Raw genomic sequence first — 21,838 nt, forward strand, 5'->3', positions numbered from 1 at the left:
GGAGCAATCATATCTGCTTCCTGAACGTTTCTTCTGACAGACCAATGGATGCCAGTAATGATTAGCGGCGTGCTGTACGCCCTGTTAGCAGGGTTGATGTGGGGGCTTATTTTTGTCGGGCCGTTGATCGTGCCGGAATACCCGGCGATGTTGCAGTCTATGGGGCGTTATCTGGCGTTAGGGTTAATTGCGCTGCCCATTGCCTGGCTGGGGCGCGTGCGTCTGCGTCAGTTGGCGCGTCGCGACTGGCTTACCGCCTTGATGCTCACTATGATGGGCAACCTCATTTATTACTTCTGCCTTGCCAGTGCCATTCAACGTACTGGCGCGCCTGTTTCCACGATGATTATCGGCACCCTGCCGGTGGTCATTCCTGTCTTTGCCAATCTGCTTTATAGCCAGCGCGACGGCAAACTCGCGTGGGGAAAACTCGCCCCGGCACTGATTTGTATTGGCATCGGCCTGGCGAGTGTGAATATTGCTGAGTTAAACCACGGACTCCCCGATTTTGACTGGGCACGTTATACCTCTGGCATCGTGCTGGCGTTAGTTTCCGTGGTCTGCTGGGCATGGTATGCCCTGCGCAACGCCCGCTGGCTGCGGGAAAATCCCGACAAACATCCGATGATGTGGGCGACGGCGCAGGCGCTGGTCACGCTGCCGGTTTCGCTTATCGGCTATCTCGTCGCTTGTTACTGGCTGAATACGCAAACGCCGGACTTCTCCCTACCTTTTGGCCCCCGTCCGCTGGTGTTTATTAGTCTGATGATTGCAATAGCCGTGCTTTGCTCATGGGTTGGCGCACTCTGCTGGAACGTCGCCAGCCAGCGATTACCGACAGTGATTCTCGGGCCGCTGATTGTTTTCGAAACGCTGGCAGGTTTGCTGTACACCTTTTTGTTACGCCAGCAAATGCCGCCACTAATGACGCTGAGCGGTATCGCACTGTTAGTGGTTGGCGTGATCATTGCGGTCAGAGCAAAACCAGAAAAACCTTTAACTGAATCTGTCTCAGAAAGTTGACACGCTGGCAGTGAGTTAAATAAGCCTCTGCTACGTAAGGGTTATAGCTTTTGCCTTAAAGATGCATTTAAAATGCATCTTATCTTATTAAGAATGAGGTATCAGCTATGGCTTATCGCGACCAACCTTTAGGTGAACTGGCGCTCTCTATTCCTCGCGCTTCGGCTCTGTTTCGTAAATATGATATGGATTACTGCTGCGGCGGTAAGCAAACGCTGGCGCGTGCGGCGGCACGTAAAGAGCTGGATGTTGAGGTCATTGAAGCTGAGCTGGCAAAGCTCGCTGAACAACCGATTGAGAAAGACTGGCGTAGCGCCCCGCTGGCAGAAATCATCGACCATATCATCGTGCGCTACCACGATCGTCACCGCGAGCAACTGCCGGAGCTGATTCTGCAAGCCAGCAAAGTCGAACGCGTTCACGCCGACAAACCGAGCGTGCCAAAAGGGCTGACAAAATACCTGACTATGCTGCATGAAGAGCTTTCCAGCCACATGATGAAAGAAGAGCAGATCCTCTTCCCGATGATCAAACAAGGCATGGGCAGGCAGGCAATGGGGCCAATCAGCGTAATGGAAAGCGAGCACGATGAAGCGGGTGAACTGCTGGAAGTAATCAAACACACTACCAATAACGTCACACCGCCGCCGGAAGCCTGCACCACCTGGAAAGCGATGTATAACGGCATTAATGAACTGATTGATGACCTGATGGAGCACATCAGCCTGGAAAATAATGTGCTGTTCCCGCGCGCACTGGCGGGTGAGTGAACTAAAAGCTGGATGGCATTGCGCCATCCAGCATGATAATGCGGTTATTTCCGCAGTTCAGCAGCCCGCTTCTTACCAATAAACAACCAGCCCAGCCCCAGTGCGATAAACCACAGCGGGGTAACCAGCAGCGCCTGGCGGGTATCATCTTCCAGTGTCAGCAGCACGACCACGAACACAAAGAATGCCATACATACCCAGCACATCAGCTTGCCGAGCGGCATCTTGTAGATTGATTTCTCATGCAGGTGCGGACGCTGTTTGCGATACACCAGGTACGAGCAAAGGATAATCGTCCAGACGAACATAAACAGAATCGCGGAAACGGTCGTGATCATCGTGAACGCACCAATCACGCTGGGATTCACATACAGCATCACCACGCCGCCGAGCAGGCAGATGCAGGAGAAGGTCAGCCCTTTCGCAGGTACGGCGCGCTTAGAGAGTTTAGCGAACGCTTTCGGTGCCACACCTTCCTGCGCCAGACCAAACAGCATACGACTGGTAGAGAAGACGCCGCTGTTAGCGGAAGAAGCGGCAGAGGTCAGCACCACAAAGTTAATCACGCTGGCGGCAGCAGGCAGACCCACCAACACGAACAGTTCAACAAACGGGCTTTTCTCCGGGACTACCGAACTCCACGGCGTCACGGACATAATCACAATCAGCGCGAAGACGTAGAACATAATGATACGGATCGGAATGGAGTTAATCGCGCGTGGCAGTGATTTCTCTGGATCTTTGGTTTCCGCAGCTGTTGTACCTACCAGCTCAATCCCTACGAAAGCGAAAACCGCTATCTGGAATCCGGCAAAGAAGCCACTTAAACCTTTCGGGAACCAGCCGCCATCATTCCACAAATGCGCGAATGACGCTTCCACACCGGTCGGTGACTGAAAGTGCATCGCCACCATGACCAGGCCGACGACAATCAGCGACACAATGGCGACGATTTTGATCATCGCAAACCAGAACTCCATCTCACCGAACATTTTCACGGTGGCGAGGTTGAGCGTCAGCAGCAGCACTATCACCGCCAGCGAGGCGACCCAGTCGGAGAGATCGGGGAACCAGAACTGAGCATAAGCCGTGATCGCCACCACGTCTGCCATACCGGTTACAACCCAGCAGAACCAGTAAGTCCAGCCAGTGAAATATCCTGCCCACGGCCCGAGTAAATCGGAAGCGAAGTCACTAAAAGATTTGTATTCCAGATTCGAAAGCAGCAATTCCCCCATTGCCCGCATCACGAAAAAGAGCATAAAACCGATGATCATATAAACGAAAATGATCGACGGCCCGGCAAGGCTAATCGTTTTGCCGGACCCCATAAACAACCCTGTACCAATGGCACCGCCAATGGCAATAAGCTGAATATGTCGGTTTGTGAGATTGCGCCGTAGCGACTGTTCAGCCGGAGCCTGATCATCGGCAACGACTTTTACCTGATCTACCATGTTTTTTTCTTCCTGTACCTGTCTGTGTTGTTCAGGCTCTACGGCCTTTAGTCAGTCTATGATACGACGAATCTGTATCGGGACTCATCGATATTAGGTAACAATACGCGGGATGAATACTAAGATTTAGATCTAATGTTAATTTTATGTTTAAAATGAGTGTCATATCACGGTGATAACGCGAAACAGCTCACAAAAATACACGCTTACAGGGTCTTTGCAACATAAAATAGCGCCGTTTGGCAAACTGAAGGGTTTATTGCTGAATGCCTGCTCCCCTCTGGCTCGAGGGGAACAGAATGCGCTGCTTAGAGGATTTCCAGCAGTTCGACTTCAAACACCAGGGTGCTGAACGGAGGGATGGACGCGCCAGCGCCGCGCTCGCCATATGCCAGTTCCTGCGGGATAGTCAGTTCCCATTTAGAACCTACCGGCATCAGAGTCAGTGCTTCAATCCAGCCAGGGATCACGCCGTTAACCGGGAATTCAGCTGGCTCGCCGCGAGCAACGGAGCTGTCAAACACGGTGCCGTCGATCAGTTTTCCGGTGTAATGAACACGAACGCGGTCGGTACGTGCCGGAATTGCGCCTTCGCCCTGGTTGATCACGCGGAATTGCAGGCCAGATTCGGTGCTATTTACACCTTCTTTTTTGGCGTTTTCTTCCAGGTATTTCACACCTTCAGCAGCCATCGCCTGGAAACGCTGACGACGAACGGCATCGGCGCGTTCGTGGATTTCACGCAGCGCGCGGTGCACCACATCAACCGGAACAGCCGGATGTTTGCCTTCCAGCGCATCAGCAATGCCTGCAACCAGTGCTTCTGGCAGCAGCCCTTCCAGGCCAGATTCACTTAGTTGTTGCCCTACCTGCAAACCAATGCCGTAGCTTGCTTGCGCTTCGATGGTGTCAAAAGTTGGGGTGGTCATCGTATTTCCTTTCTTAGGGTATAAAGTAGCGGGCAGCATATCAGCCACACTTCTTTGGGTAAAACTTTGTCGCGGGAATGATGACAAATCCCGGGGAAAAAGAAACAATAGCAATATCCCGTATGAATATAATAAAGGCGGGTTTACCACGGACATCATAGCGTTAGCTTATTCATAGGCTATGATTGAGGAACAAGACGCGGAGCAGGAGGAAACCATGCCCGGGCGCTTTGAACTAAAACCAACCCTGGAGAAAGTCTGGCACGCGCCGGACAATTTTCGCTTCATGGACCCGCTGCCGCCGATGCATCGTCGGGGGATCATTATTGCCGCCATTGTATTGGTGGTCGGATTTCTGCTTCCATCTGATGATACGCCCAACGCGCCGGTGGTGACGCGTGAAGCACAGTTAGATATTCAGTCGCAATCACAACCACCGACAGAAGAACAGCTGCGGGCGCAGCTAGTTACGCCACAAAATGATCCTGATCAGGTGGCCCCGGTCGCTCCAGAACCAATACAGGAAGGCCAGCCAGAAGAGCAGCCGCAAACCACCCAAACGCAACCATTCCAGCCAGATAGCGGAATTGATAATCAATGGCGCTCTTACCGTGTCGAACCCGGTAAAACGATGGCGCAGCTGTTCCGCGACCACGGACTGCCCGCTACCGATGTCTATGCAATGGCGCAGGTTGAAGGCGCGGGTAAGCCGCTGAGTAATTTGCAAAACGGGCAGATGGTGAAAATCCGCCAGAACGCCAGCGGCGTGGTGACGGGCTTAACCATTGATACGGGGAATAATCAACAGGTCTTGTTTACCCGCCAGCCGGATGGCAGTTTTATTCGTGCGCGGTAGATGAAGGGTCAACCAAAAGCCAGCTAAGGATTGTCTCTTTGATGACCTTACGTCTGGCTTCCAGTGCCTGGGGTGAAACCATACTGATGTGTTGACATCCTCCACGCCCTGAAGGACGTGGTTCCCTGCTACGTTCAGGCTGTCGCCTGAATTATTTCGGTGGGTTCCTGCTTCAACGAGCGGCCTGACTGCACCATCTCTCCACAGGCAAGAACGGCGTGTCCCGCCGCTAAAATGTTACGAGCGCCGTTTACATCGGCGTTCGCTGTATATCCACATACCTGGCATCTGAATTGACTTTGTGACAGGCGATTTTCTTTCGCTGTATGACCACAGCACGCGCAACGCTGGCTTGTGTACGCTGGCGGAACAGCAAGCACCTGACCGCCACTCCAGAGCTGCTTGTACTCAAGCTGGCGGCGCATTTCATACCAGCCCTGATCCAGTATCGTACGGTTTAAACCTGATTTTGCCCGGACATTGCGCCCCGGCTGGCTGACCGTACCCGCTGCTGACTTTGACATGTTGCTGACCTTCAAATCCTCAATGACTATCATTGCGTGGTTTTTGCTGACGGTCGTTGTGACTTTGTGAAGGTAGTCCCTGCGGATATTTGCGATACGGGAATGCAGTCGCTGTATTTTGCATTTCTGCTTCTGCCAGTTGTTGCTGAATTTGACCTTGCGGCTTAACTGCCGCTGAAGTCTCGCCAGCGTCTTCTGGTTTTTCTGAAAACTGTTTACAGGCCCAAAGACTGTGCCATCTGACAGCGTGGCGAGTTTAGCCACGCCAGCATCCAGCCCGACCATTGATGCTGAAGGGTGAACCGGAGTTGATACTTCATTTTCAGTCTGAATACTGATGTACCACTTACCGCAGGACTGGCTGACCGTGACATTTTTCACAACACCCGTGACCTGACGGCTATTCCGGTAGCGCATCCAGCCAAGTTTCGGCAGAAAAATACGGCTGTTTTCCTGATCGAGCTTAACGCCCTGCGGGTAGCGGAATGCATCATTCTGTCCCCGCTTTTTGAATCGGGGAAAAGCAGCCCGCTTCTGGAAGAAGTTTTTGTAAGCCCGCTCAAGGTCTTTCAGTGACTGTTGCAATGGCTGTGACGGGGCATCTTTAAGCCATTGCGTTTCAGTGGCATTTTTCCACTCAACCAGCCAGGAAGCCATTTTCCCGTAAGGGATGTATTTATTACCGGCCTCATGATTCTCATTCTGAAGCGCCAGAGCACGATTGAAAACGAAACGACATGCGCCTGCGAAGCGCCTCATTTCACACTCCTGTTGACCACTTGGTCTTAACTGGAATTTAAATGCCTGTAATCGTTTCACAGGTCAAATGATACTTTGGTCTATGAAAAAAGAAACCGATATCCGGCGTGGAAAGCATTGTGTTTTCCTGATGCATGTTCACCTGGTCTTTGTCACCAGATACCGACGCCAGATTTTTGACCATGACGCGAAAGAAAAACTACGCACTTACTTTTCAAAGGTATGTGCTGATTTTGAAGCTGAACTGGTTGAAATGGATGGCGAACCAGATCACGTCCATTTGTTAATTAACTATCCTCCCAAACTGGCGATATCCAGTCTGGTAAACAGCCTCAAAGGCGTATTGGGTAGGTGACTGCGACGAGATCGACCAGATATTGCAGTCAGGTATTACTACAAAGGCGTTTTGTGGAGTCCTGGCTATTTTGCCAGTAGCTGCGGAGGTGCGCCAATATCCGTCATCCGCCAATACATTGAACAACAGCAAACACCTGGTCAGGTGGAAAACCGCGCCTTATATCCCCGCCCTGAAGGACGGGGTTTTACGGCGCACCGGATAAACCAGGCCAAGCGTATGCTGGTTGATCAAATAATATCCCCCAAGCGCAGCAATATTAATATACACCTGCAATGGGTCGATATCTGGCTTAAAAATATTGTGTTTCTTCCCTTCATCCAATAAGGATTCCATTAACTGCAAGTGCGCATGATTAATTTCTAAGAGACGCTGTGATTTTGCATAATGCACACCTTTACTTTGGTTTTCACTATGCACAATTTTTAAAAACCAGGGATTAGCAATATAATAACCCCAGGTAAAATCGATGATTTTTTCAATGGATTTTTGTGGCTGGTTAACCTGCTGATTAACGAACGCACCGATACCGACAGCGTAGAATAATTACATACCGCACAACAAGAATGTATGGTGTAAGGCGTTGTCAGTCATCTCCCTCCCTGGGTGCATCATTATATCCGTGATGAGCGATTTTTGATATTAATATCTTTTACTATCCGCTATTTTCACCACTTCAGAAAACAAACTTATTTTTATTAATATCAACTCTTTTTCTTTGAACATTCAACTGCGATATTTGTAAAAATATTAAACAGGCAACAATAAAATGACATTACCAACAACTATTTATTCATTTCCTGCATATTCACCCCGTTTTTCGTCCACCGACAAACCAGTAAAATTAAAATTTCATCAATACGCACGCGCTACATTACTTTCAAATCGTGGAAGAGACCATAATTGCGATGGCAGACATACTGTTGAGATCCACAAACTAGATCTCTCAGACTGGCAAGCATTCAATAAGTTAGCGACGAGGTGTAATACTTACGATGGAATAACAATGAATGGTGATAATTCTTTTGGATGGAACCATGAAGCTACATTAGATAATATTCACGCCCAGAAATACAATAAAGCTTACGCGGGTGCGAGGTTAACCGCAGAACTGAAATATTTATTGCAAGATGTCGAATCCTTCGAACCCAACAGTAAATACACAATACACGAGGTTGTTTTGGGTCCAGGTTATGGTACTCCAGACTATACCGGCCAAACGATAGGATACGTTGTAACCCTTCCTGCCCAAATGCCTAATTGCTGGTCATCTGAACTACCAACAATCGATCTTTATATCGACCAACTTCGCACTGTTACAGGCGTTTCTAATGCCCTCGGATTCATCATTGCTGCATTGCTAAACGCGTATTCTGATTTACCCCATGATTTGAAAATTGGTCTGCGTTCCTTATCAAGTTCAGCAGCAATCTACTCGGGTTTGGGTTTCGAGCGAGTGCCGCAGGGCCGAGACATAAGGTGCGATCATATGCATCTAACGCCAGCAAACCATCCTGAATTATGGACACAAGAGAATGGTGAATGGATCTACTTGCGAAACTAATACCTGACGAAAAATAGAAAGCAAAACGCCGACCAGTAGTCGGCGTTTTTACGTCTCGTTGAATAACGAATTATTCAGCTACTACGTTTACGATCACTTTCGCGAATACTTCGCTGTGAACCTGGAAGCTCACTTCGTGTTCGCCAGTGGTACGCAGAACGCCGTTCGGCAGACGAACTTCGCTCTTAGCCACTTCAACGCCAGCTGCAGTTACAGCGTCAGCGATGTCGCGAGTACCGATGGAACCGAACAGTTTACCTTCGTCGCCAGCTTTAGACGCGATGGTAACAGTTTCCAGTGCATTGATTTTCTCAGCGCGAGCATTAGCAGCTGCCAGAACTTCAGCCAGTTTAGCTTCCAGTTCAGCGCGACGTGCTTCGAAGAATTCAATGTTTTTCTTGGTAGCTGGAACAGCTTTACCCTGCGGTACCAGGAAGTTACGAGCATAGCCCGCTTTAACGTTTACCTGATCACCCAGGCTACCCAGGTTTGCTACTTTATCAAGCAGAATAACTTGCATTACCTTATCCTCTCAAAGTCGTATTAATGGACCGTGACCGATTACTGATGGCGATCAGTGTACGGCAGCAGGGACAGGTAGCGAGCGCGTTTGATAGCGCGAGCCAGCTGACGCTGGTATTTTGCACGGGTACCGGTGATACGGCTTGGGACAATCTTACCGCTTTCGGTGATGTAGTTTTTCAGCGTAGCGATATCTTTATAGTCGATCTCTTGAACGCCTTCCGCGGTGAAACGGCAGAACTTGCGACGACGGAAATAACGTGCCATATGGCTAGTCTCCAGAATCTATCAATTCAATCTGCTCGGCATGCAAAACCATTTTGCTCAGTCCGTTCTTTGCCTTGTGGCATGAAATGAACCCCTGAACGGTTATGCGACTGCCGACCGTTATACTGTGAGTAATGGCCTGGTTTTCGTGTCCGCTAACAATAACGGGCATTTGGCACCACGCCTGCCGGTGAAAACCGGCTTCCTCCTGCACAGAACGATGCTCAAGCACGAACTGGCAGTGAGGAATTCCTGATGGACTGACCTTTCGAAGGGGAGTCCTGCACACGGTGCCGGACAACACCAGACGGTTGGTCATCAGAAATTACTCTTCAGAATCCCCAGCTTCAGCATCATCAGCGGTTTCGTTTGCGAAATCATCGCGACGCTCACGGCGCTCGTCTTTCGCTTTAACCATCGGAGATGCTTCGGTAACAGCGTGCTTGGTACGCATAACCATGCTGCGGATAACGGCATCGTTGAAGCGGAAGGTAGTTTCCAGCTCATCGATCACTTCCTGCGGAGCTTCAACGTTCATCAGAACGTAGTGTGCTTTGTGCAGTTTGTTGATCGGGTAAGCCAGCTGACGGCGGCCCCAGTCTTCCAGACGGTGGATCTTGCCTTCTGCACCAGTGATGGCAGCAGTGTAGCGCTCGATCATGCCCGGAACCTGTTCGCTCTGGTCAGGATGGACCATAAAAACGATTTCGTAATGACGCATCGAATTGCTCCTTACGGATTATTCAGCCTCCTGTCTGGGTCAGCCGAATCCCGGGGAGGCAAGGAACGTGTTAAAGGTCGGCTGAAAAATGACGCGTTATAGTACTGACATACCCCGCTAAACTCAAGGCCAGCCGACAAATAAATCTCATCTTTCACCAAATCGTACTAACACGCTGATTTGAAGTTCATCACACTTCATCATGGTGTTTTTTTGAACAACTGCATCAGAAATGGTCACCATCAACTTCTTTATCATTGATTAAAATTAAATCAGAAGATCATCACAGAGGAGAGCACACAAAGTCAGCCGTTGAGGAGGTATCTATGTTCAGTCGTGTTTTAGCCCTTCTGGCTGTGCTTTTGCTAAGTGCAAATACATGGGCAGCCATTGAAATTAATAACCACCAGGCCAGAAATATGGACGATGTGCAAAGCTTAGGCGTGATTTATATCAACCATAACTTCGCCACTGAAAGTGAAGCACGTCAGGCATTAAATGAAGAGACAGATGCGCAGGGCGCAACGTACTACCATCCGATCCTGATACGGGAACCGGGAAGTAACGGCAATATGCACGCCAGCGCGGATATTTATCGCTAGCACCAGGTATAACCAACGAAACATTGCCATAGTTTGCTTTGCCCCCTTCGCAGGGGGCTTTTTTTGAAAAACGGCTGCGGAATTAGACCAGTTATCTCCCGAAGAAGGAAATTTCCGCAGCGCGTGTTTTACTTCTGCCCGTAATAAGCGTTGGGACCGTGCTTACGCATGAAGTGTTTATTCATGAGGTAGCTGTCGATGTGATTCAATTGTGGGTTAATGCCGCGGGCAATCCACGCCATTTTTGCCACTTCTTCCATCACCACCGCGTTATGCACCGCATCGTGAGCATCTTTCCCCCAGGCGAACGGCCCGTGCTGGTACACCACAATCCCCGGTGTATGCAGAGGCTCGGCGTTGCCCAGCGTTTCGATAATCACTTTGCCGGTGTTCAGTTCGTACTCACCCTGCACCTCTTCTTCGCTTAATCCGCGCGTACACGGGATATCACCAAAGAAGTAGTCGGCGTGCGTAGTGCCTAACGCCGGGATCGCCAGCCCCGCCTGCGCCCATGCGGTAGCATGAGTGGAGTGGGTATGGACAATGCCGCCAAGCGACGGATAACGACGGTAGAGTTCGAGATGCGTCGCGGTGTCGGAAGACGGGCGATATTCCCCTTCCACCACCTTGCCGCTCATATCAACCACCACCATATCGGCCGCTTTCATGGTTTCGTAGGCAACGCCGCTGGGCTTGATCACCACCAGCCCGCGTTCGCGGTCAATGGCGCTGACGTTGCCCCAGGTAAAGGTCACCAGCCCGTAGCGCGGCAGATCCATGTTGGCTTCAAATACCTGCTGTTTTAGCTTTTGCATTATGCCGCCTCCACCATGCCCGCTTTCGCCATGCGCGCTTTCACCCAATCACGCGCTTTCGCCACTTCTGCCGCCGGGTCTTCCGCCGTTTCGCTCCACATCTCAATCAGGTACGGCCCGCAATAGCCACTCTGTTTGAGCGTTTCGAAGCAACGTTCGAAATCCACCACACCTTCGCCAAACGGCACGTTTTTGAAGACGCCTGGTTTGGTGTCTTTCACATGCACCGCGACGATATGCCCAATTCCGGCCTGCAATTCCATCTGCACGTCGTTGTCCCACGCCGACAGGTTGCCGATATCCGGGTAGAGCTGGAACCACGGGTTGTTGAGATAGTGCGCGTAACCCAACGCCTTACTGATGGAGTTCATCAACGGGTAATCCATGATCTCCATCGCCAGCGTCACCTGCGCGCGGCTTGCCATCTCAACGCTCTCTTTCAGGCCGTCACGGAAACGACGACGCGTTTCGTTATTGGCTTCCTGATAGTAAACGTCATAGCCCGCCAGTTGGATTACGCGAATGCCAACGTCCTGGGCGAACTGGATAGCTTTACGCATAATCTCCAGCCCCTGCGCCCGTACCGCGTCATCTTCGCTGCCCAGCGGGAAACGACGATGAGCAGAAAGGCACATGGACGGCACGCGCACGCCGGTTTCAACAATCGCATTCACCAGCGCCAGACGCTGCTCGCGGCTCCAGTCGAGGCGCGACAGGCGATCGTCTGTTTCATCTACCGACATCTCGACAAAATCGAAGCCTAACGTTTTTGCCAGTTGCAGCCGTTCCAGCCAGCACTCCCCGGCGGGGAGCGCTTTTTCATAGATGCCAAGCGGGATTTGTTTGGACAACATATCCGCTCCTTAGCCCCACAGTTCGGCGATGGAACGTTTGAACTGACGCGCGGCTTCAACCGGAGAAGCGGCATCACGGATACTACGGCCCGCGATAAAGACGTGAATCGGAATGCCTTTGAACAGCGGCAGATCTTCCAGCGCCAGGCCACCGGTGACGGTGACTTTGAAGCCCATATCGGAAAGACGTTTGATCGCGGTGATATCTGCTTCGCCCCATGCCACGCCTGCGGCCTGCGCGTCACGGCTGCGGTGATAAACCACCTGCTGAATGCCTGCGTCACGCCACTGTTGCGCCTGTTCCCAGGTCCAGTAACCGGTCAGTTCGATCTGCACGTCGCCGTTAAACTCTTTTGCTACGTCCAGCGCACCTTTGGCGGTGTTGATATCCGCACAGCAAATCACGGTCACCCAGTCAGCGTTGGCTTCGAAGCACATACGAGAAAGAATTTTGCCCGCATCGGCAATTTTGGCGTCTGCCAGCACGATTTTGTGCGGGTAGAGTGCTTTGAGGTCACGAACCGCACGCACGCCTTCGCCCACACACAGAATGGTGCCCACTTCGATAATGTCGACTTCTTCGGCAATCAGGCGAGTGGTTTCGTAAGCGCTATCCATAGTCTGGTTGTCCAGCGCGACTTGCAACATCGGTAATGACATGTTCAATTCCTTCTTAAGCTGCCGCGTTGGTGCGGTCAATTAAATCCAGTACTTCCTGCTCGGTACGGCAGGCACGTAAACGGTCGAAATTCTCTTCATCTTCAAACAGGTTGACGATCTGCATGATGCCCACTTCCTGGTGGGTGTTGGCATCAACCGCCGCCATGGTGATGAGGATATCCACCGGATCGTTATCTTCGTGGTTGAACTCCAGCGGCTTTTTCAGCGTCACCAGCGCAAAACCGGTTTTCTTAACGCCCTCTTCCGGGCGACCGTGCGGCATTGCCAGGCCTGGTGCGAGCACAAAGTACGGACCGTGCTGTTCAACCGCATCCAGAATCGCCTGGTAGTAACGCGGCTCGACAACATCCGCCGCCACCAGCAGGTCAACGCCGATTTTTACTGCGTCCTGCCATGTCTCAGCTTCAGCCTGCAGGCGGATGGATTTATTCTCCGCCAGCGAATCACGTAATTTCATGGCGCGTCCTTACTTCACATCCTGCGGGAAATGCTCTTTGATCACTTCCAGCAGTTTCGGGCCAAAGTCAGCAGGAGAGAGCATGTTGCGCACGCCAACCACATATTTGTTGCCGGTCACGGTGATTTCGCCCGCAATGTGCGTAGAAGCGATGATGATATCCGCGCCGCTCAACTCGCTTTTGTATTCGCCAACCGCGCAGCTGTTTACCGTGTGGTCAATGTTTGATTGGGTTAAAAACTGGTCCACTTTCATTTTCATGATCATGGAACTGCCTTGTCCGTTGCCACACACAGCCAGAATACGTACGGTCATAATCAAAACTCCTTATTAAGCAGACTGTTCTGCCAGTTGTTTTTCTGCATCTTCTTCTGCGCGCAGCGCGCGGCCAGCGAAGAACATATAAGCCAGTGCAATTACAATGATGACGGCCATAAAGGCGATACCGATGGAGAAGAAGCCCTGCATCATCGGTGGTGCCAGAATCGACCAGTCCGCCATGCCCATCCAGGCACTCATACCGGTGAGTTTCACCGCCCAGACGCAACCAAAGATTTCGATCATCCCCATCACCAGACAAATCTTCAGTGCCGCACGCCAGCCGCCGAAGTGGTTAGCGAACACGCCGATGGTGGCGTTGGAGAAGAACATCGGGATAAAGCCGGGAATAATCAGGATCGAGGAACCGCAGGCGACCAGGATGCCAACTGCAATCAGCTGACCGATGGTGCCCCACATAAAGCCCCAGACCACGGCGTTCGGCGCGAAGCTATAGATAGCCGCACAGTCAATCGCCAGGACCGCACCTGGGATCAGGCGCTGGGAGATACCGTTAAACGCTTCAGAGAGTTCCGCCACAAACATGCGCACGCCCTGAGTGATGATGAAGATCGCCACCGCAAAGGAGAAACCGGTTTGCAGGATGTACACCGTCCAGTTCACTTTGCCTGCCATCGCCTGCACGGTGTCGATACCGAAGGAGAGCAGAATGGCACCAAAGAAGATGGTCATGACAATCGCCGTGGAGACAATGTTGTCGTGGAAAATATTCAGCCAGCCTGGCAGTTTGAGGTCTTCAACGCTCTCCTCTTTTTTGCCCAGGAACGGCGCGACTTTATAAGCAATCCATGATGCAAACTGTTGCTGGTGACCGATGGAGAAACCACAGCCGTCCGTCACTTCCTGAGTCGGCTTGTACATCATGTTGGAGGTAATGCCCCAGTAGAGCGAAACCAGAATCGCCGTGCAGATAATGGTCGTCCACATGGAGTAGCCGAAAATAAACAACGTAACGGCAATCAGCCCCGCCTGCTGGAACATGATATGACCAGTCAGCATGATGGTACGAATACCGGTAATGCGACGCAGCAGCACGTAACAAATGTTCAGCGCCAGTGCCAGCAGCACCGCGTACCCTACCCAGCTATAGGCATCGCCCATGCGGTCGATGGTTGCCATCATCGACGCGTAAGTATCGGAAATTGCGCCGTTAATGCCGTAGACTTCGGACATTTTCGCCACCACCGGTTTGAAGGTGCTGGTGAGGATGCCGGACCCTGCCTGCAACAACATGAAACCAATTATGGTTTTAATCGTGCCTTTAATAATAACGCTGACACTTTTACGCAGTAGGATGTAGCCCAGACAGGTCACAATACCCAGCAACAACGGGGCATTGGTCATAACCTGGTTAAAAAACACGGTAAAGATGTTGTAGAGGATCTCCATAACGATCTCCTGAAGAAGAGGTAACCGGGTATTCCACACACCCGGAATGTTGTGCACTCACTCTAATTTTCAAAAGTAATCACAACAAGATTATTTATGATTAAATGTGACGCGACCCGCAAATAATTCCACATGGATAGAGTGGGATTCACACAACGAAATAATTATTCATTTAAATTCATTTAGTTAATTGAATTACACATTCCATTAAATCTTTCCACACTCAAAATCAACAACAACTTCCCTGGCAAAAAGTCAAAAAATGGTCATTGCCTTCCTGAAAAAATAGTGTCAGGATTAATCAAAACCAATCACGTGTTGATTCGAATTGAACTATCATGAAGGTAAATGGCGATGAGTAAAGTGAAAAGTATCACCCGAGAATCCTGGATCCTGAGCACTTTCCCGGAGTGGGGTAGCTGGCTGAATGAAGAAATTGAACAAGAGCAGGTCGCCCCTGGCACATTTGCGATGTGGTGGCTAGGCTGCACCGGGATCTGGCTGAAATCAGAAGGTGGCACCAACGTTTGCGTTGATTTCTGGTGCGGCACTGGCAAACAAAGTCACGGTAACCCGTTAATGAAACAGGGTCACCAGATGCAGCGCATGGCTGGCGTGAAAAAACTGCAGCCAAACCTGCGCACCACCCCGTTTGTTCTTGATCCGTTTGCGATTCGCCAGATCGACGCGGTACTGGCGACTCACGATCACAACGATCATATCGACGTTAACGTCGCTGCTGCCGTGATGCAGAACTGTGCTGATGACGTACCGTTCATTGGACCGAAAACCTGCGTTGATTTGTGGATTGGCTGGGGCGTACCGAAAGAGCGTTGCATCGTGGTCAAACCGGGCGATGTTGTAAAAGTGAAAGACATTGAAATTCATGCGCTTGACGCTTTCGACCGTACTGCACTGATCACCCTACCTGCCGATCAAAAAGCGGCTGGCGTACTGCCAGATGGCATGGACGATCGCGCAGTAAACTACCTGTTCAAAACCCCTGGCGGTTCCCTGTATCACAGTGGCGATTCCCACTACTCTAACTATTATGCGAAGCACGGTAACGAACATCAGATCGATGTGGCGTTAGGATCGTATGGTGAGAACCCGCGCGGTATTACCGACAAAATGACCAGCGCCGATATGCTGCGTATGGGTGAAGCCCTGAATGCGAAAGTGGTTATCCCGTTCCACCACGACATCTGGTCAAACTTCCAGGCCGATCCGCAAGAAATCCGCGTGCTGTGGGAGATGAAAAAAGATCGTCTGAAGTATGGCTTCAAGCCGTTTATCTGGCAGGTGGGCGGCAAATTTACCTGGCCGTTGGATAAAGACAACTTCGAGTACCACTATCCGCGTGGTTTCGATGATTGCTTCACTATTGAACCGGATCTGCCGTTCAAGTCATTCCTGTAATCTGTCGTTTATACCGGATAGCGTGGAGTAGTTCGCGCTATCCGGCGTAGTATTTCCTGGCTATTTCAAATATCATCTAAAAAAATCAAATTTTATCGGAATAGCTCATGACTGAAGCACAAAGACATCAAATCCTCCTGGAAATGCTCGCACAATTGGGCTTTGTGACCGTTGAGAAAGTCGTTGAGCGTCTGGGAATTTCGCCTGCCACTGCGCGACGCGATATCAATAAACTTGACGAAAGCGGCAAACTGAAAAAAGTGCGCAATGGCGCAGAAGCTATTACCCAGCAGCGCCCACGCTGGACGCCGATGAATCTGCATCAGGCGCAGAATCACGATGAAAAAGTACGTATTGCTAAAGCGGCCTCGCAGCTGGTTAATCCGGGCGAAAGCGTAGTCATCAACTGCGGCTCCACTGCGTTTCTGCTTGGGCGGGAAATGTGTGGCAAGCCTGTGCAAATCATCACTAATTATCTACCGCTGGCAAATTACCTGATCGATCAGGAGCATGACAGCGTGATCATTATGGGCGGACAGTACAACAAAAGTCAGTCCATCACTTTAAGCCCGCAAGGCAGCGAAAACAGTCTCTATGCCGGGCACTGGATGTTTACCAGCGGCAAAGGGCTGACAGCAGAAGGGTTGTATAAAACCGATATGTTGACGGCAATGGCAGAGCAGAAGATGCTGAGCGTGGTAGGGAAACTGGTGGTACTGGTTGATAGCAGTAAGATTGGCGAACGCGCGGGAATGCTTTTTAGCCGTGCCGATCAAATCGATATGCTGATCACCGGCAAAAATGCTAACCCGGAAATCCTGCAACAACTGGAAGCGCAAGGGGTCAGCATTCTGCGTGTTTAAAGATGCTGGCGGAAAAATGTCACGGCAGCATCTAACGCCTCAGGCGTAATGCGGTGACGCACGCCTGGCTGCCATGAACAGGTTAGCAGTTTATCCCGTCCCGTCTCGCTTAAGGCCTGCTGCAAACGTAGTGATTCGTCGGCAGGCACGACGTCATCGTCAAGGCCATGCCACAGCAGTAGAGGTCTGTCAGCAAGTTGTTCCAGGTGGTTTGTCGCTTCCCACTCTGCCAGCGGCGCGACAATGTTATTGAATTCATTCTGCTGTGCTGCCGTTTCAGGTATCAGCGGTGGAAACAGTGAACGGGCGAGCGATGTAAAATAGCCCGATCCCATCATGCTGGCGGTACATCTCACCGTGGGGTGGCGAGCGGTAATTCCCAATGCCGTCATCGAGCCCATCGACGCGCCACCGACTGCCAGACGGTCAGCAAGCAGCCAGTTTTCTTCGGCTATTGCCGCACGTAACGTAGTGAATTCCTGCATACTTTGTAGCAAGATTTGCCAGAATTGATTTAACCGCCGCGCTGCGTCACCACTAAAACGGCTACCATGATCGGGCGCATCCGGCATGATCACCCGCAAACCAGCCTGCGCCAGCGCAACGGCAAAATAGCTATACACCAGACTGGACGAAGTAAAGCCGTGATAAAAAATCACGCACGGTAATGGGGTATCTTTTTGCCCGACAGGATAAGCATGAAGAACGGGAATATCTGCCAGCTCGCGTGATTCTATTTCAATCATCTGTCTCTCCTTTTTGTCTGGTATGACATGAAGAAATCCTTAGCACAAGTTTCTGCTGGCGGTATTAGTTCATAATGTTGAGATGTGGGTTACGCTTTCATCACGTTTTCATTCGAAAATCGCGTACCAGGTAACAATTCGGGAACATTCCCCCAAAGTTAAATTAATAAGGCACTACACTATGGTTAGCAGGAAACGTAATAGCGTTATTTACCGGTTTGCCAGTTTATTATTGGTGTTGATGTTAAGTGCCTGTAGCGCACTGCAAGGTACGCCACAGCCAGCACCGCCAGTAACGGACCATCCGCAAGAGATTCGCCGCGACCAGACGCAAGGGTTACAGCGAATAGGTAGCGTAAGCACGATGGTTCGGGGTTCTCCGGATGACGCATTAGCAGAAATCAGAGCGAAAGCTGTCGCTGCAAAAGCTGATTATTACGTTGTCGTCATGGTGGACGAAACCATCGTGACAGGACAGTGGTATTCACAAGCCATTTTGTACCGTAAATAAATCAGACAACTTACATAGTCAGCTTTACATTGCTTTGCGTCCCTATGCGTCTACCTGTGCACAATAAATTACCGGCTGGAAGCTCGGGCGTTTATTACCGCGATGGAATGCCCTGCAACATGTGGGGAAACGAAAAATGGAGCTGACGATGAAACAATTACTTGCCTCACCCTCGCTGCAATTAGTGACTTATCCTGCGAGCGCCACGGCACAGTCTGCAGAATTCGCCAGTGCTGACTGCGTGACGGGCCTGAATGAAATAGGTCAGATCTCAGTTAGCAATATTTCAGGGGATCCGCAGGACGTGGAACGTATCGTGGCGTTAAAGGCCGATGAACAAGGTGCGTCATGGTACCGCATTATTACCATGTACGAAGACCAGCAGCCTGATAACTGGCGCGTACAGGCGATACTGTATGCATGAGTATCATCTACAGCAAATGAACAATGCCGGATGCGGCGCGAGCGCCTTGTCCGGCCTACAATTTTCACATATTTCATTGAGTTAATTGAAACCAGCGTCGCATCAGTCGTATACGCTTACACACACACTCCCCCCGTCGCCCGCAGCAATAAATCATTCTGGATCTGCTCTGACAACCGTACGCCGCCGCGCGTATCTAACATCACCTGACACCACGCCTGCGCCATTGGCGGAGAGGCATATTTCAACATTTGCGCACCGCAGCCCAGCAGGAATAGCTGATGAGTAATCTCTCGCCCCAGTTCTTCAGCAGGCTTACGCAGCTGCTGCTGTAAACGACGAACCGCGCGATCAAAATAGCGATCCTGCCCTTTCACTTCCACAAATGCTTCCGACAATAAGTCGTATACACCCGCTTGCTTATTGAGAACGCGCAGCACATCCAGGCACATAATATTACCGGAACCTTCCCAAATACTGTTTACCGGCATCTCCCGGTAAAGCCGCGGCAGCTCGCTCTCCTCGCAATAACCAATGCCGCCCAGCACCTCCATCGCTTCGGCCACAAACGGCATACCTCGTTTGCAGATCACAAATTTCGCCGCAGGCGTAAATAAACGCGCCCACAGGGCTTCTTTGGCATCGGCACGCCGGTCCCACGCTCGCGCAAGACGAAACAGCAACGCCGTTTGCCCTTCAAGCAGAAGTGCCATGCGACTTAAGACATGACGCATAAGGGGCTGTTGGATCAATGGATTACCAAAAACATGGCGTTGATGTGCATGATAAATCGCCAGCGAAAATGCACGGCGCATCATGGCATGGCTACCCAGGGCGCAATCAAAACGCGTCATCCCCCCCATTTTCAGGATCAGACGAATTCCTTCCCCTTCCTGCCCCAACAACCAGCCAATGGCATCCTGAAACTCCACTTCGCAGCTGGCGTTAGAGCGATTACCCAGCTTATCTTTCAGCCGCTCGAGGCGAATCGCGTTGCGTTGCCCGTCAGGCAAAAAGCGCGGCACAAAAAAGCAGGACAAACCGCCCGTAGTCTGCGCCAGCACCAGATGCGCATCGCTTTGCGGCACCGAGAAAAACCATTTATGCCCCACCAGCCGATAAGAGCCATCTTCCAGACGCTCTGCGCGGGTGGTGTTGCTCATGACATCGGAACCGCCCTGCTTTTCCGTCATTCCCATGCCAATCAACAAACCGCGTTTTTGCCCACCTGGCAATAAGTGAGAATCGTAGCGATCGCTCAACAGCGGCGTGGTCCAGTCCTGAAACGGCGTGGGTAACATCTGTAACAACAATGGCGTGGCGGCAAAGGTCATGGTTATCGGACATAACGACCCTGCCTCAACCTGTGCGTGCAACATAAAACGCGCTGCGCGCGCCACAAATGCGCCGGAGCGAGCGTCTTCTTCCCAGGCAAGATTGTGCACCCGGTTGGTACATAGCGCCTGCATCAGCAAGTGCCAGGCGGGGTGAAAACGCACATCGTCCAGATGGCGTCCTTGCGCATCGTAGCGCAATAATTCAGGCGGATTCACATTCGCCAGCCGCCCCAGTTCAAGAGATTCAGCCGTTCCTAACTGCTGACCAATACTGGCTAGAAAATCGCTATCCCAGCCAGCACCTTCACGCGTTACCGCTTCACAGAGCGCGCCATCAGACAGGTATAAGTTACTGTTATTTAATGGTATAGGTTGATTAAAAACGGTGTGAGTTTGCCAGTGCACTGTGTCTCCCTCCATCAATGGCAGTCACCCTTAGTATGGTCACTGCCATGGATTCCTGACAGAAAGAGATTGCTAAAACATTCTTATCCAGCAATGTAATGCGGAACGAAACGTGAGGTGTCTTTGGTGATCAGCGTGTTATCTTCACGGATCCCCATTCCGCACGCTTCATCATCGACAATCCAGCTACCGATGAGTGTGTAGCTATCGCCAAATCGCGGCAGAGGTTGAAACGCCTGGTAGATCATCGGTTCATCGGCGTAATCACCATCAGCGTGGTCAACGACGTTATTCTGACCGTCGAAAATGGTGACATTGCCGCCTTCGCGCGAGTAGATCGGTTTACGCACATAGCTTTCGCCAGCGGCAATCTGCGATTTTTCACCCTCAAACCAGGATGCAAGAAGGTTAGGATGACCAGGGAAGAAGCGCCAAAGCAGTGGCATTAGCCCTTTATTACTCAAGATACTTTTCCATAACGGCTCCACCCATTGCTCGCGACGCTTGCGCAGCAGCGGACCGTTATCGTCACGCATCATCCACTCTAGCGGATACAGCTTAAATGCACGCTGGATGACATTATCATCAAGATCGGTCAGTACGCCGCCGACGCCCAAACCGAGATCTTCAATGTAGATAAACCGCGACTCCTGCCCTGCCTGCTGGGCGCAGTCCTGCAAGTACAGCACGGTACTCCTGTCTTCATCGGTGTCCTGACAGCAGCAAAAATAAAACGGTTCCCGACTGTAAAGCTCACTAAAGCGCGAAATCAGGCGTTCCTGAATAGCATTGTACTGATCGGCATCACGCGGAATAATGCCGCTGCGCCGGGCATCCTCCAGCCACAGCCACTGGAAATAAGCCGATTCATACAACGAGGTTGGCGTATCGGCGTTGTACTCCAGCAGCTTCACCGGCGCATTGCCACACCAGGCAAAATCCATCCGGCCATAGAGCGAAGGATCGCGTGCGCGCCAGCTTTCGGCGATCACATCCCAGTACAACGGCGGGATCGCCAGTTGCGTCAGGATCTCTTCGTCTTTAACCGCGCGGTCCACCACCTCAAGGCACATCTGATGCAGTTCCGCAGTTGGTTTTTCGATCTGCTCTTCAATCTGACGCAGGGTAAAGCGGTAAGCCCGACTCTCATCCCAATAGATTTCATTGTCGATGATATGAAAGTCGAAACCGTTGTCAGCGGCGATCTGGTCCAGATCCCACCGTACAGGAACGTTGTGTCTCAGCATGA

The 21,838-nt window shown here is 51.2% G+C and carries 25 protein-coding genes and 3 pseudogenes; 10 read left to right on the plus strand and 18 right to left on the minus strand.

What is annotated here, in order from left to right:
• The first annotated feature begins 57 nt into the window (after nt 1-57).
• Complete coding sequence (locus ACJHWK_RS02805) at nt 58-1,023, plus strand: DMT family transporter (protein WP_020233409.1); 966 nt, start codon at nt 58-60, stop codon at nt 1,021-1,023.
• A gap of 107 nt (nt 1,024-1,130) precedes the next feature.
• Entirely contained in the window at nt 1,131-1,793 is a 663-nt protein-coding gene (gene ytfE / locus ACJHWK_RS02810) for an iron-sulfur cluster repair protein YtfE (RefSeq protein ID WP_001522384.1), read from the plus strand.
• Nucleotides 1,794-1,837: 44 nt separating this feature from the next.
• Here the strand turns inward: ytfE and cycA are convergent, their stop codons facing one another.
• Both cycA and fklB read right to left on the minus strand, forming a co-directional pair.
• The gene (gene cycA / locus ACJHWK_RS02815; protein ID WP_000228346.1) at nt 1,838-3,250 is read right to left on the minus strand and encodes a D-serine/D-alanine/glycine transporter; all 1,413 of its coding nucleotides are present in this window, start codon (nt 3,248-3,250) and stop codon (nt 1,838-1,840) included.
• Nucleotides 3,251-3,558: 308 nt separating this feature from the next.
• Nucleotides 3,559-4,179, minus strand: a complete 621-nt coding sequence (gene fklB, locus ACJHWK_RS02820; protein ID WP_000211225.1) for an FKBP-type peptidyl-prolyl cis-trans isomerase — start codon at nt 4,177-4,179, stop codon at nt 3,559-3,561.
• Nucleotides 4,180-4,396: 217 nt separating this feature from the next.
• On the opposite strand from fklB, the gene ytfB reads away from it, so the two are divergent.
• On the plus strand, nt 4,397-5,035 hold the full coding sequence (gene ytfB, locus ACJHWK_RS02825; RefSeq protein WP_001119478.1) for a cell division protein YtfB: 639 nt from the start codon (nt 4,397-4,399) through the stop codon (nt 5,033-5,035).
• On the opposite strand, the pseudogene ACJHWK_RS02830 reads toward ytfB, so the two are convergent.
• Together ACJHWK_RS02830 and ACJHWK_RS02835 are read right to left on the minus strand one after the other, a co-directional pair.
• Nucleotides 5,019-5,126: pseudogene (locus ACJHWK_RS02830) on the minus strand (TetR/AcrR family transcriptional regulator); the annotation flags it as partial. The gene ytfB and the pseudogene ACJHWK_RS02830 sit on opposite strands and share 17 nt — an antisense overlap.
• A gap of 43 nt (nt 5,127-5,169) precedes the next feature.
• A complete protein-coding gene (locus ACJHWK_RS02835; protein WP_410234793.1) occupies nt 5,170-6,378 on the minus strand; it encodes an RNA-guided endonuclease InsQ/TnpB family protein in 1,209 nt (402 codons plus the stop codon).
• 7 nt (nt 6,379-6,385) lie between these two features.
• On the opposite strand from ACJHWK_RS02835, the pseudogene tnpA reads away from it, so the two are divergent.
• Nucleotides 6,386-6,811 (plus strand): annotated as a pseudogene (gene tnpA, locus ACJHWK_RS02840) (IS200/IS605 family transposase); the annotation flags it as partial.
• Between the two features lie 42 nt (nt 6,812-6,853).
• On the opposite strand, the pseudogene ACJHWK_RS02845 reads toward tnpA, so the two are convergent.
• Nucleotides 6,854-7,168: pseudogene (locus ACJHWK_RS02845) on the minus strand (TetR/AcrR family transcriptional regulator); the annotation flags it as partial.
• Nucleotides 7,169-7,442: 274 nt separating this feature from the next.
• Here ACJHWK_RS02845 and ACJHWK_RS02850 point away from each other — a divergent pair.
• Complete coding sequence (locus ACJHWK_RS02850; protein WP_001522380.1) at nt 7,443-8,237, plus strand: DUF2686 family protein; 795 nt, start codon at nt 7,443-7,445, stop codon at nt 8,235-8,237.
• Nucleotides 8,238-8,307: 70 nt separating this feature from the next.
• Here the strand turns inward: ACJHWK_RS02850 and rplI are convergent, their stop codons facing one another.
• From rplI to rpsF, 4 genes are read right to left on the minus strand one after another with little or no spacing between them, the layout of a single operon-like run.
• Entirely contained in the window at nt 8,308-8,757 is a 450-nt protein-coding gene (rplI, locus tag ACJHWK_RS02855) for a 50S ribosomal protein L9 (RefSeq protein ID WP_001196062.1), read from the minus strand.
• Nucleotides 8,758-8,798: 41 nt separating this feature from the next.
• Complete coding sequence (rpsR, locus tag ACJHWK_RS02860) at nt 8,799-9,026, minus strand: 30S ribosomal protein S18 (RefSeq protein WP_000135199.1); 228 nt, start codon at nt 9,024-9,026, stop codon at nt 8,799-8,801.
• A gap of 4 nt (nt 9,027-9,030) precedes the next feature.
• A complete protein-coding gene (gene priB / locus ACJHWK_RS02865) occupies nt 9,031-9,345 on the minus strand; it encodes a primosomal replication protein N (protein WP_001296681.1) in 315 nt (104 codons plus the stop codon).
• 6 nt (nt 9,346-9,351) lie between these two features.
• Complete coding sequence (rpsF, locus tag ACJHWK_RS02870) at nt 9,352-9,747, minus strand: 30S ribosomal protein S6 (protein WP_001216676.1); 396 nt, start codon at nt 9,745-9,747, stop codon at nt 9,352-9,354.
• 326 nt (nt 9,748-10,073) lie between these two features.
• On the opposite strand from rpsF, the gene yjfY reads away from it, so the two are divergent.
• Nucleotides 10,074-10,349: a DUF1471 family protein YjfY gene (yjfY, locus tag ACJHWK_RS02875; protein ID WP_000492913.1), complete on the plus strand. Its 276-nt coding sequence runs from the start codon at nt 10,074-10,076 to the stop codon at nt 10,347-10,349.
• A 128-nt stretch (nt 10,350-10,477) separates the two neighbouring features.
• Here the strand turns inward: yjfY and ulaF are convergent, their stop codons facing one another.
• Genes ulaF through ulaA form a run of 6 tightly spaced genes read right to left on the minus strand, consistent with a single transcriptional unit; the run spans nt 10,478 to nt 14,884 of the window.
• Nucleotides 10,478-11,164, minus strand: a complete 687-nt coding sequence (gene ulaF / locus ACJHWK_RS02880) for an L-ribulose-5-phosphate 4-epimerase UlaF (RefSeq protein WP_001170791.1) — start codon at nt 11,162-11,164, stop codon at nt 10,478-10,480.
• Entirely contained in the window at nt 11,164-12,018 is an 855-nt protein-coding gene (gene ulaE / locus ACJHWK_RS02885) for an L-ribulose-5-phosphate 3-epimerase UlaE (protein ID WP_000949498.1), read from the minus strand. Before ulaE ends, ulaF begins: the two co-directional genes overlap by 1 nt.
• Nucleotides 12,019-12,027: 9 nt before the next feature.
• On the minus strand, nt 12,028-12,678 hold the full coding sequence (gene ulaD / locus ACJHWK_RS02890) for a 3-keto-L-gulonate-6-phosphate decarboxylase UlaD (protein ID WP_000056760.1): 651 nt from the start codon (nt 12,676-12,678) through the stop codon (nt 12,028-12,030).
• Between the two features lie 13 nt (nt 12,679-12,691).
• Complete coding sequence (gene ulaC / locus ACJHWK_RS02895; RefSeq protein ID WP_000776505.1) at nt 12,692-13,156, minus strand: PTS ascorbate transporter subunit IIA; 465 nt, start codon at nt 13,154-13,156, stop codon at nt 12,692-12,694.
• A 9-nt stretch (nt 13,157-13,165) separates the two neighbouring features.
• On the minus strand, nt 13,166-13,471 hold the full coding sequence (ulaB, locus tag ACJHWK_RS02900; protein WP_000218362.1) for a PTS ascorbate transporter subunit IIB: 306 nt from the start codon (nt 13,469-13,471) through the stop codon (nt 13,166-13,168).
• A gap of 15 nt (nt 13,472-13,486) precedes the next feature.
• Nucleotides 13,487-14,884, minus strand: coding sequence for a PTS ascorbate transporter subunit IIC (gene ulaA / locus ACJHWK_RS02905; protein WP_001300695.1), 1,398 nt, complete (start codon nt 14,882-14,884; stop codon nt 13,487-13,489).
• 354 nt (nt 14,885-15,238) lie between these two features.
• Between ulaA and ulaG the strand changes: the two genes are divergently transcribed.
• Both ulaG and ulaR read left to right on the plus strand, forming a co-directional pair.
• Complete coding sequence (gene ulaG, locus ACJHWK_RS02910; RefSeq protein ID WP_001295191.1) at nt 15,239-16,303, plus strand: L-ascorbate 6-phosphate lactonase; 1,065 nt, start codon at nt 15,239-15,241, stop codon at nt 16,301-16,303.
• Between the two features lie 107 nt (nt 16,304-16,410).
• On the plus strand, nt 16,411-17,166 hold the full coding sequence (gene ulaR, locus ACJHWK_RS02915) for an HTH-type transcriptional regulator UlaR (protein WP_000133631.1): 756 nt from the start codon (nt 16,411-16,413) through the stop codon (nt 17,164-17,166).
• On the opposite strand, the gene yjfP is transcribed toward ulaR, so the two are convergent.
• On the minus strand, nt 17,163-17,912 hold the full coding sequence (yjfP, locus tag ACJHWK_RS02920) for an esterase (RefSeq protein WP_001522374.1): 750 nt from the start codon (nt 17,910-17,912) through the stop codon (nt 17,163-17,165). The genes ulaR and yjfP overlap by 4 nt on opposite strands.
• A 181-nt stretch (nt 17,913-18,093) precedes the next feature.
• Here yjfP and bsmA point away from each other — a divergent pair, with 181 nt between their 5' ends.
• Both bsmA and yjfN read left to right on the plus strand, forming a co-directional pair.
• Nucleotides 18,094-18,423 (plus strand): biofilm peroxide resistance protein BsmA, encoded by a 330-nt coding sequence (gene bsmA, locus ACJHWK_RS02925; protein ID WP_000254636.1) that lies wholly within the window; start codon nt 18,094-18,096, stop codon nt 18,421-18,423.
• Nucleotides 18,424-18,571: 148 nt separating this feature from the next.
• Complete coding sequence (gene yjfN, locus ACJHWK_RS02930) at nt 18,572-18,847, plus strand: DUF1471 family protease activator YjfN (RefSeq protein ID WP_000811566.1); 276 nt, start codon at nt 18,572-18,574, stop codon at nt 18,845-18,847.
• Between the two features lie 116 nt (nt 18,848-18,963).
• Here the strand turns inward: yjfN and ACJHWK_RS02935 are convergent, their stop codons facing one another.
• Both ACJHWK_RS02935 and ACJHWK_RS02940 read right to left on the minus strand, forming a co-directional pair.
• Nucleotides 18,964-20,589, minus strand: a complete 1,626-nt coding sequence (locus ACJHWK_RS02935) for an isovaleryl-CoA dehydrogenase (RefSeq protein ID WP_170886396.1) — start codon at nt 20,587-20,589, stop codon at nt 18,964-18,966.
• A gap of 83 nt (nt 20,590-20,672) precedes the next feature.
• A complete protein-coding gene (locus ACJHWK_RS02940) occupies nt 20,673-21,836 on the minus strand; it encodes a glutathionylspermidine synthase family protein (protein WP_000944019.1) in 1,164 nt (387 codons plus the stop codon).
• Nucleotides 21,837-21,838: the final 2 nt, after the last annotated feature.

The sequence above is a fragment of the Escherichia sp. WS547 genome (assembly GCF_046486065.1).
GTDB lineage: Bacteria > Pseudomonadota > Gammaproteobacteria > Enterobacterales > Enterobacteriaceae > Escherichia > Escherichia coli.

Bases quoted from the DNA above. Each gene is read 5' to 3' on its own strand.
- ACJHWK_RS02850 (WP_001522380.1), top strand. From the start codon at position 7,443: ATGACATTACCAACAACTATTTATTCATTTCCTGCATATTCACCCCGT.
- rpsR (WP_000135199.1), bottom strand. From the start codon at position 9,026: ATGGCACGTTATTTCCGTCGTCGCAAGTTCTGCCGTTTCACCGCGGAA.
- cycA (WP_000228346.1), bottom strand. From the start codon at position 3,250: ATGGTAGATCAGGTAAAAGTCGTTGCCGATGATCAGGCTCCGGCTGAA.
- ulaG (WP_001295191.1), top strand. From the start codon at position 15,239: ATGAGTAAAGTGAAAAGTATCACCCGAGAATCCTGGATCCTGAGCACT.
- priB (WP_001296681.1), bottom strand. From the start codon at position 9,345: ATGACCAACCGTCTGGTGTTGTCCGGCACCGTGTGCAGGACTCCCCTT.
- yjfN (WP_000811566.1), top strand. From the start codon at position 18,572: ATGAAACAATTACTTGCCTCACCCTCGCTGCAATTAGTGACTTATCCT.
- ulaB (WP_000218362.1), bottom strand. From the start codon at position 13,471: ATGACCGTACGTATTCTGGCTGTGTGTGGCAACGGACAAGGCAGTTCC.
- yjfY (WP_000492913.1), top strand. From the start codon at position 10,074: ATGTTCAGTCGTGTTTTAGCCCTTCTGGCTGTGCTTTTGCTAAGTGCA.
- ulaE (WP_000949498.1), bottom strand. From the start codon at position 12,018: ATGTTGTCCAAACAAATCCCGCTTGGCATCTATGAAAAAGCGCTCCCC.
- bsmA (WP_000254636.1), top strand. From the start codon at position 18,094: ATGGTTAGCAGGAAACGTAATAGCGTTATTTACCGGTTTGCCAGTTTA.
- ulaC (WP_000776505.1), bottom strand. From the start codon at position 13,156: ATGAAATTACGTGATTCGCTGGCGGAGAATAAATCCATCCGCCTGCAG.
- yjfP (WP_001522374.1), bottom strand. From the start codon at position 17,912: ATGATTGAAATAGAATCACGCGAGCTGGCAGATATTCCCGTTCTTCAT.
- rplI (WP_001196062.1), bottom strand. From the start codon at position 8,757: ATGCAAGTTATTCTGCTTGATAAAGTAGCAAACCTGGGTAGCCTGGGT.
- ytfB (WP_001119478.1), top strand. From the start codon at position 4,397: ATGCCCGGGCGCTTTGAACTAAAACCAACCCTGGAGAAAGTCTGGCAC.
- ACJHWK_RS02940 (WP_000944019.1), bottom strand. From the start codon at position 21,836: ATGCTGAGACACAACGTTCCTGTACGGTGGGATCTGGACCAGATCGCC.
- rpsF (WP_001216676.1), bottom strand. From the start codon at position 9,747: ATGCGTCATTACGAAATCGTTTTTATGGTCCATCCTGACCAGAGCGAA.
- ulaD (WP_000056760.1), bottom strand. From the start codon at position 12,678: ATGTCATTACCGATGTTGCAAGTCGCGCTGGACAACCAGACTATGGAT.
- ACJHWK_RS02805 (WP_020233409.1), top strand. From the start codon at position 58: ATGATTAGCGGCGTGCTGTACGCCCTGTTAGCAGGGTTGATGTGGGGG.
- ulaF (WP_001170791.1), bottom strand. From the start codon at position 11,164: ATGCAAAAGCTAAAACAGCAGGTATTTGAAGCCAACATGGATCTGCCG.
- fklB (WP_000211225.1), bottom strand. From the start codon at position 4,179: ATGACCACCCCAACTTTTGACACCATCGAAGCGCAAGCAAGCTACGGC.
- ulaR (WP_000133631.1), top strand. From the start codon at position 16,411: ATGACTGAAGCACAAAGACATCAAATCCTCCTGGAAATGCTCGCACAA.
- ytfE (WP_001522384.1), top strand. From the start codon at position 1,131: ATGGCTTATCGCGACCAACCTTTAGGTGAACTGGCGCTCTCTATTCCT.
- ulaA (WP_001300695.1), bottom strand. From the start codon at position 14,884: ATGGAGATCCTCTACAACATCTTTACCGTGTTTTTTAACCAGGTTATG.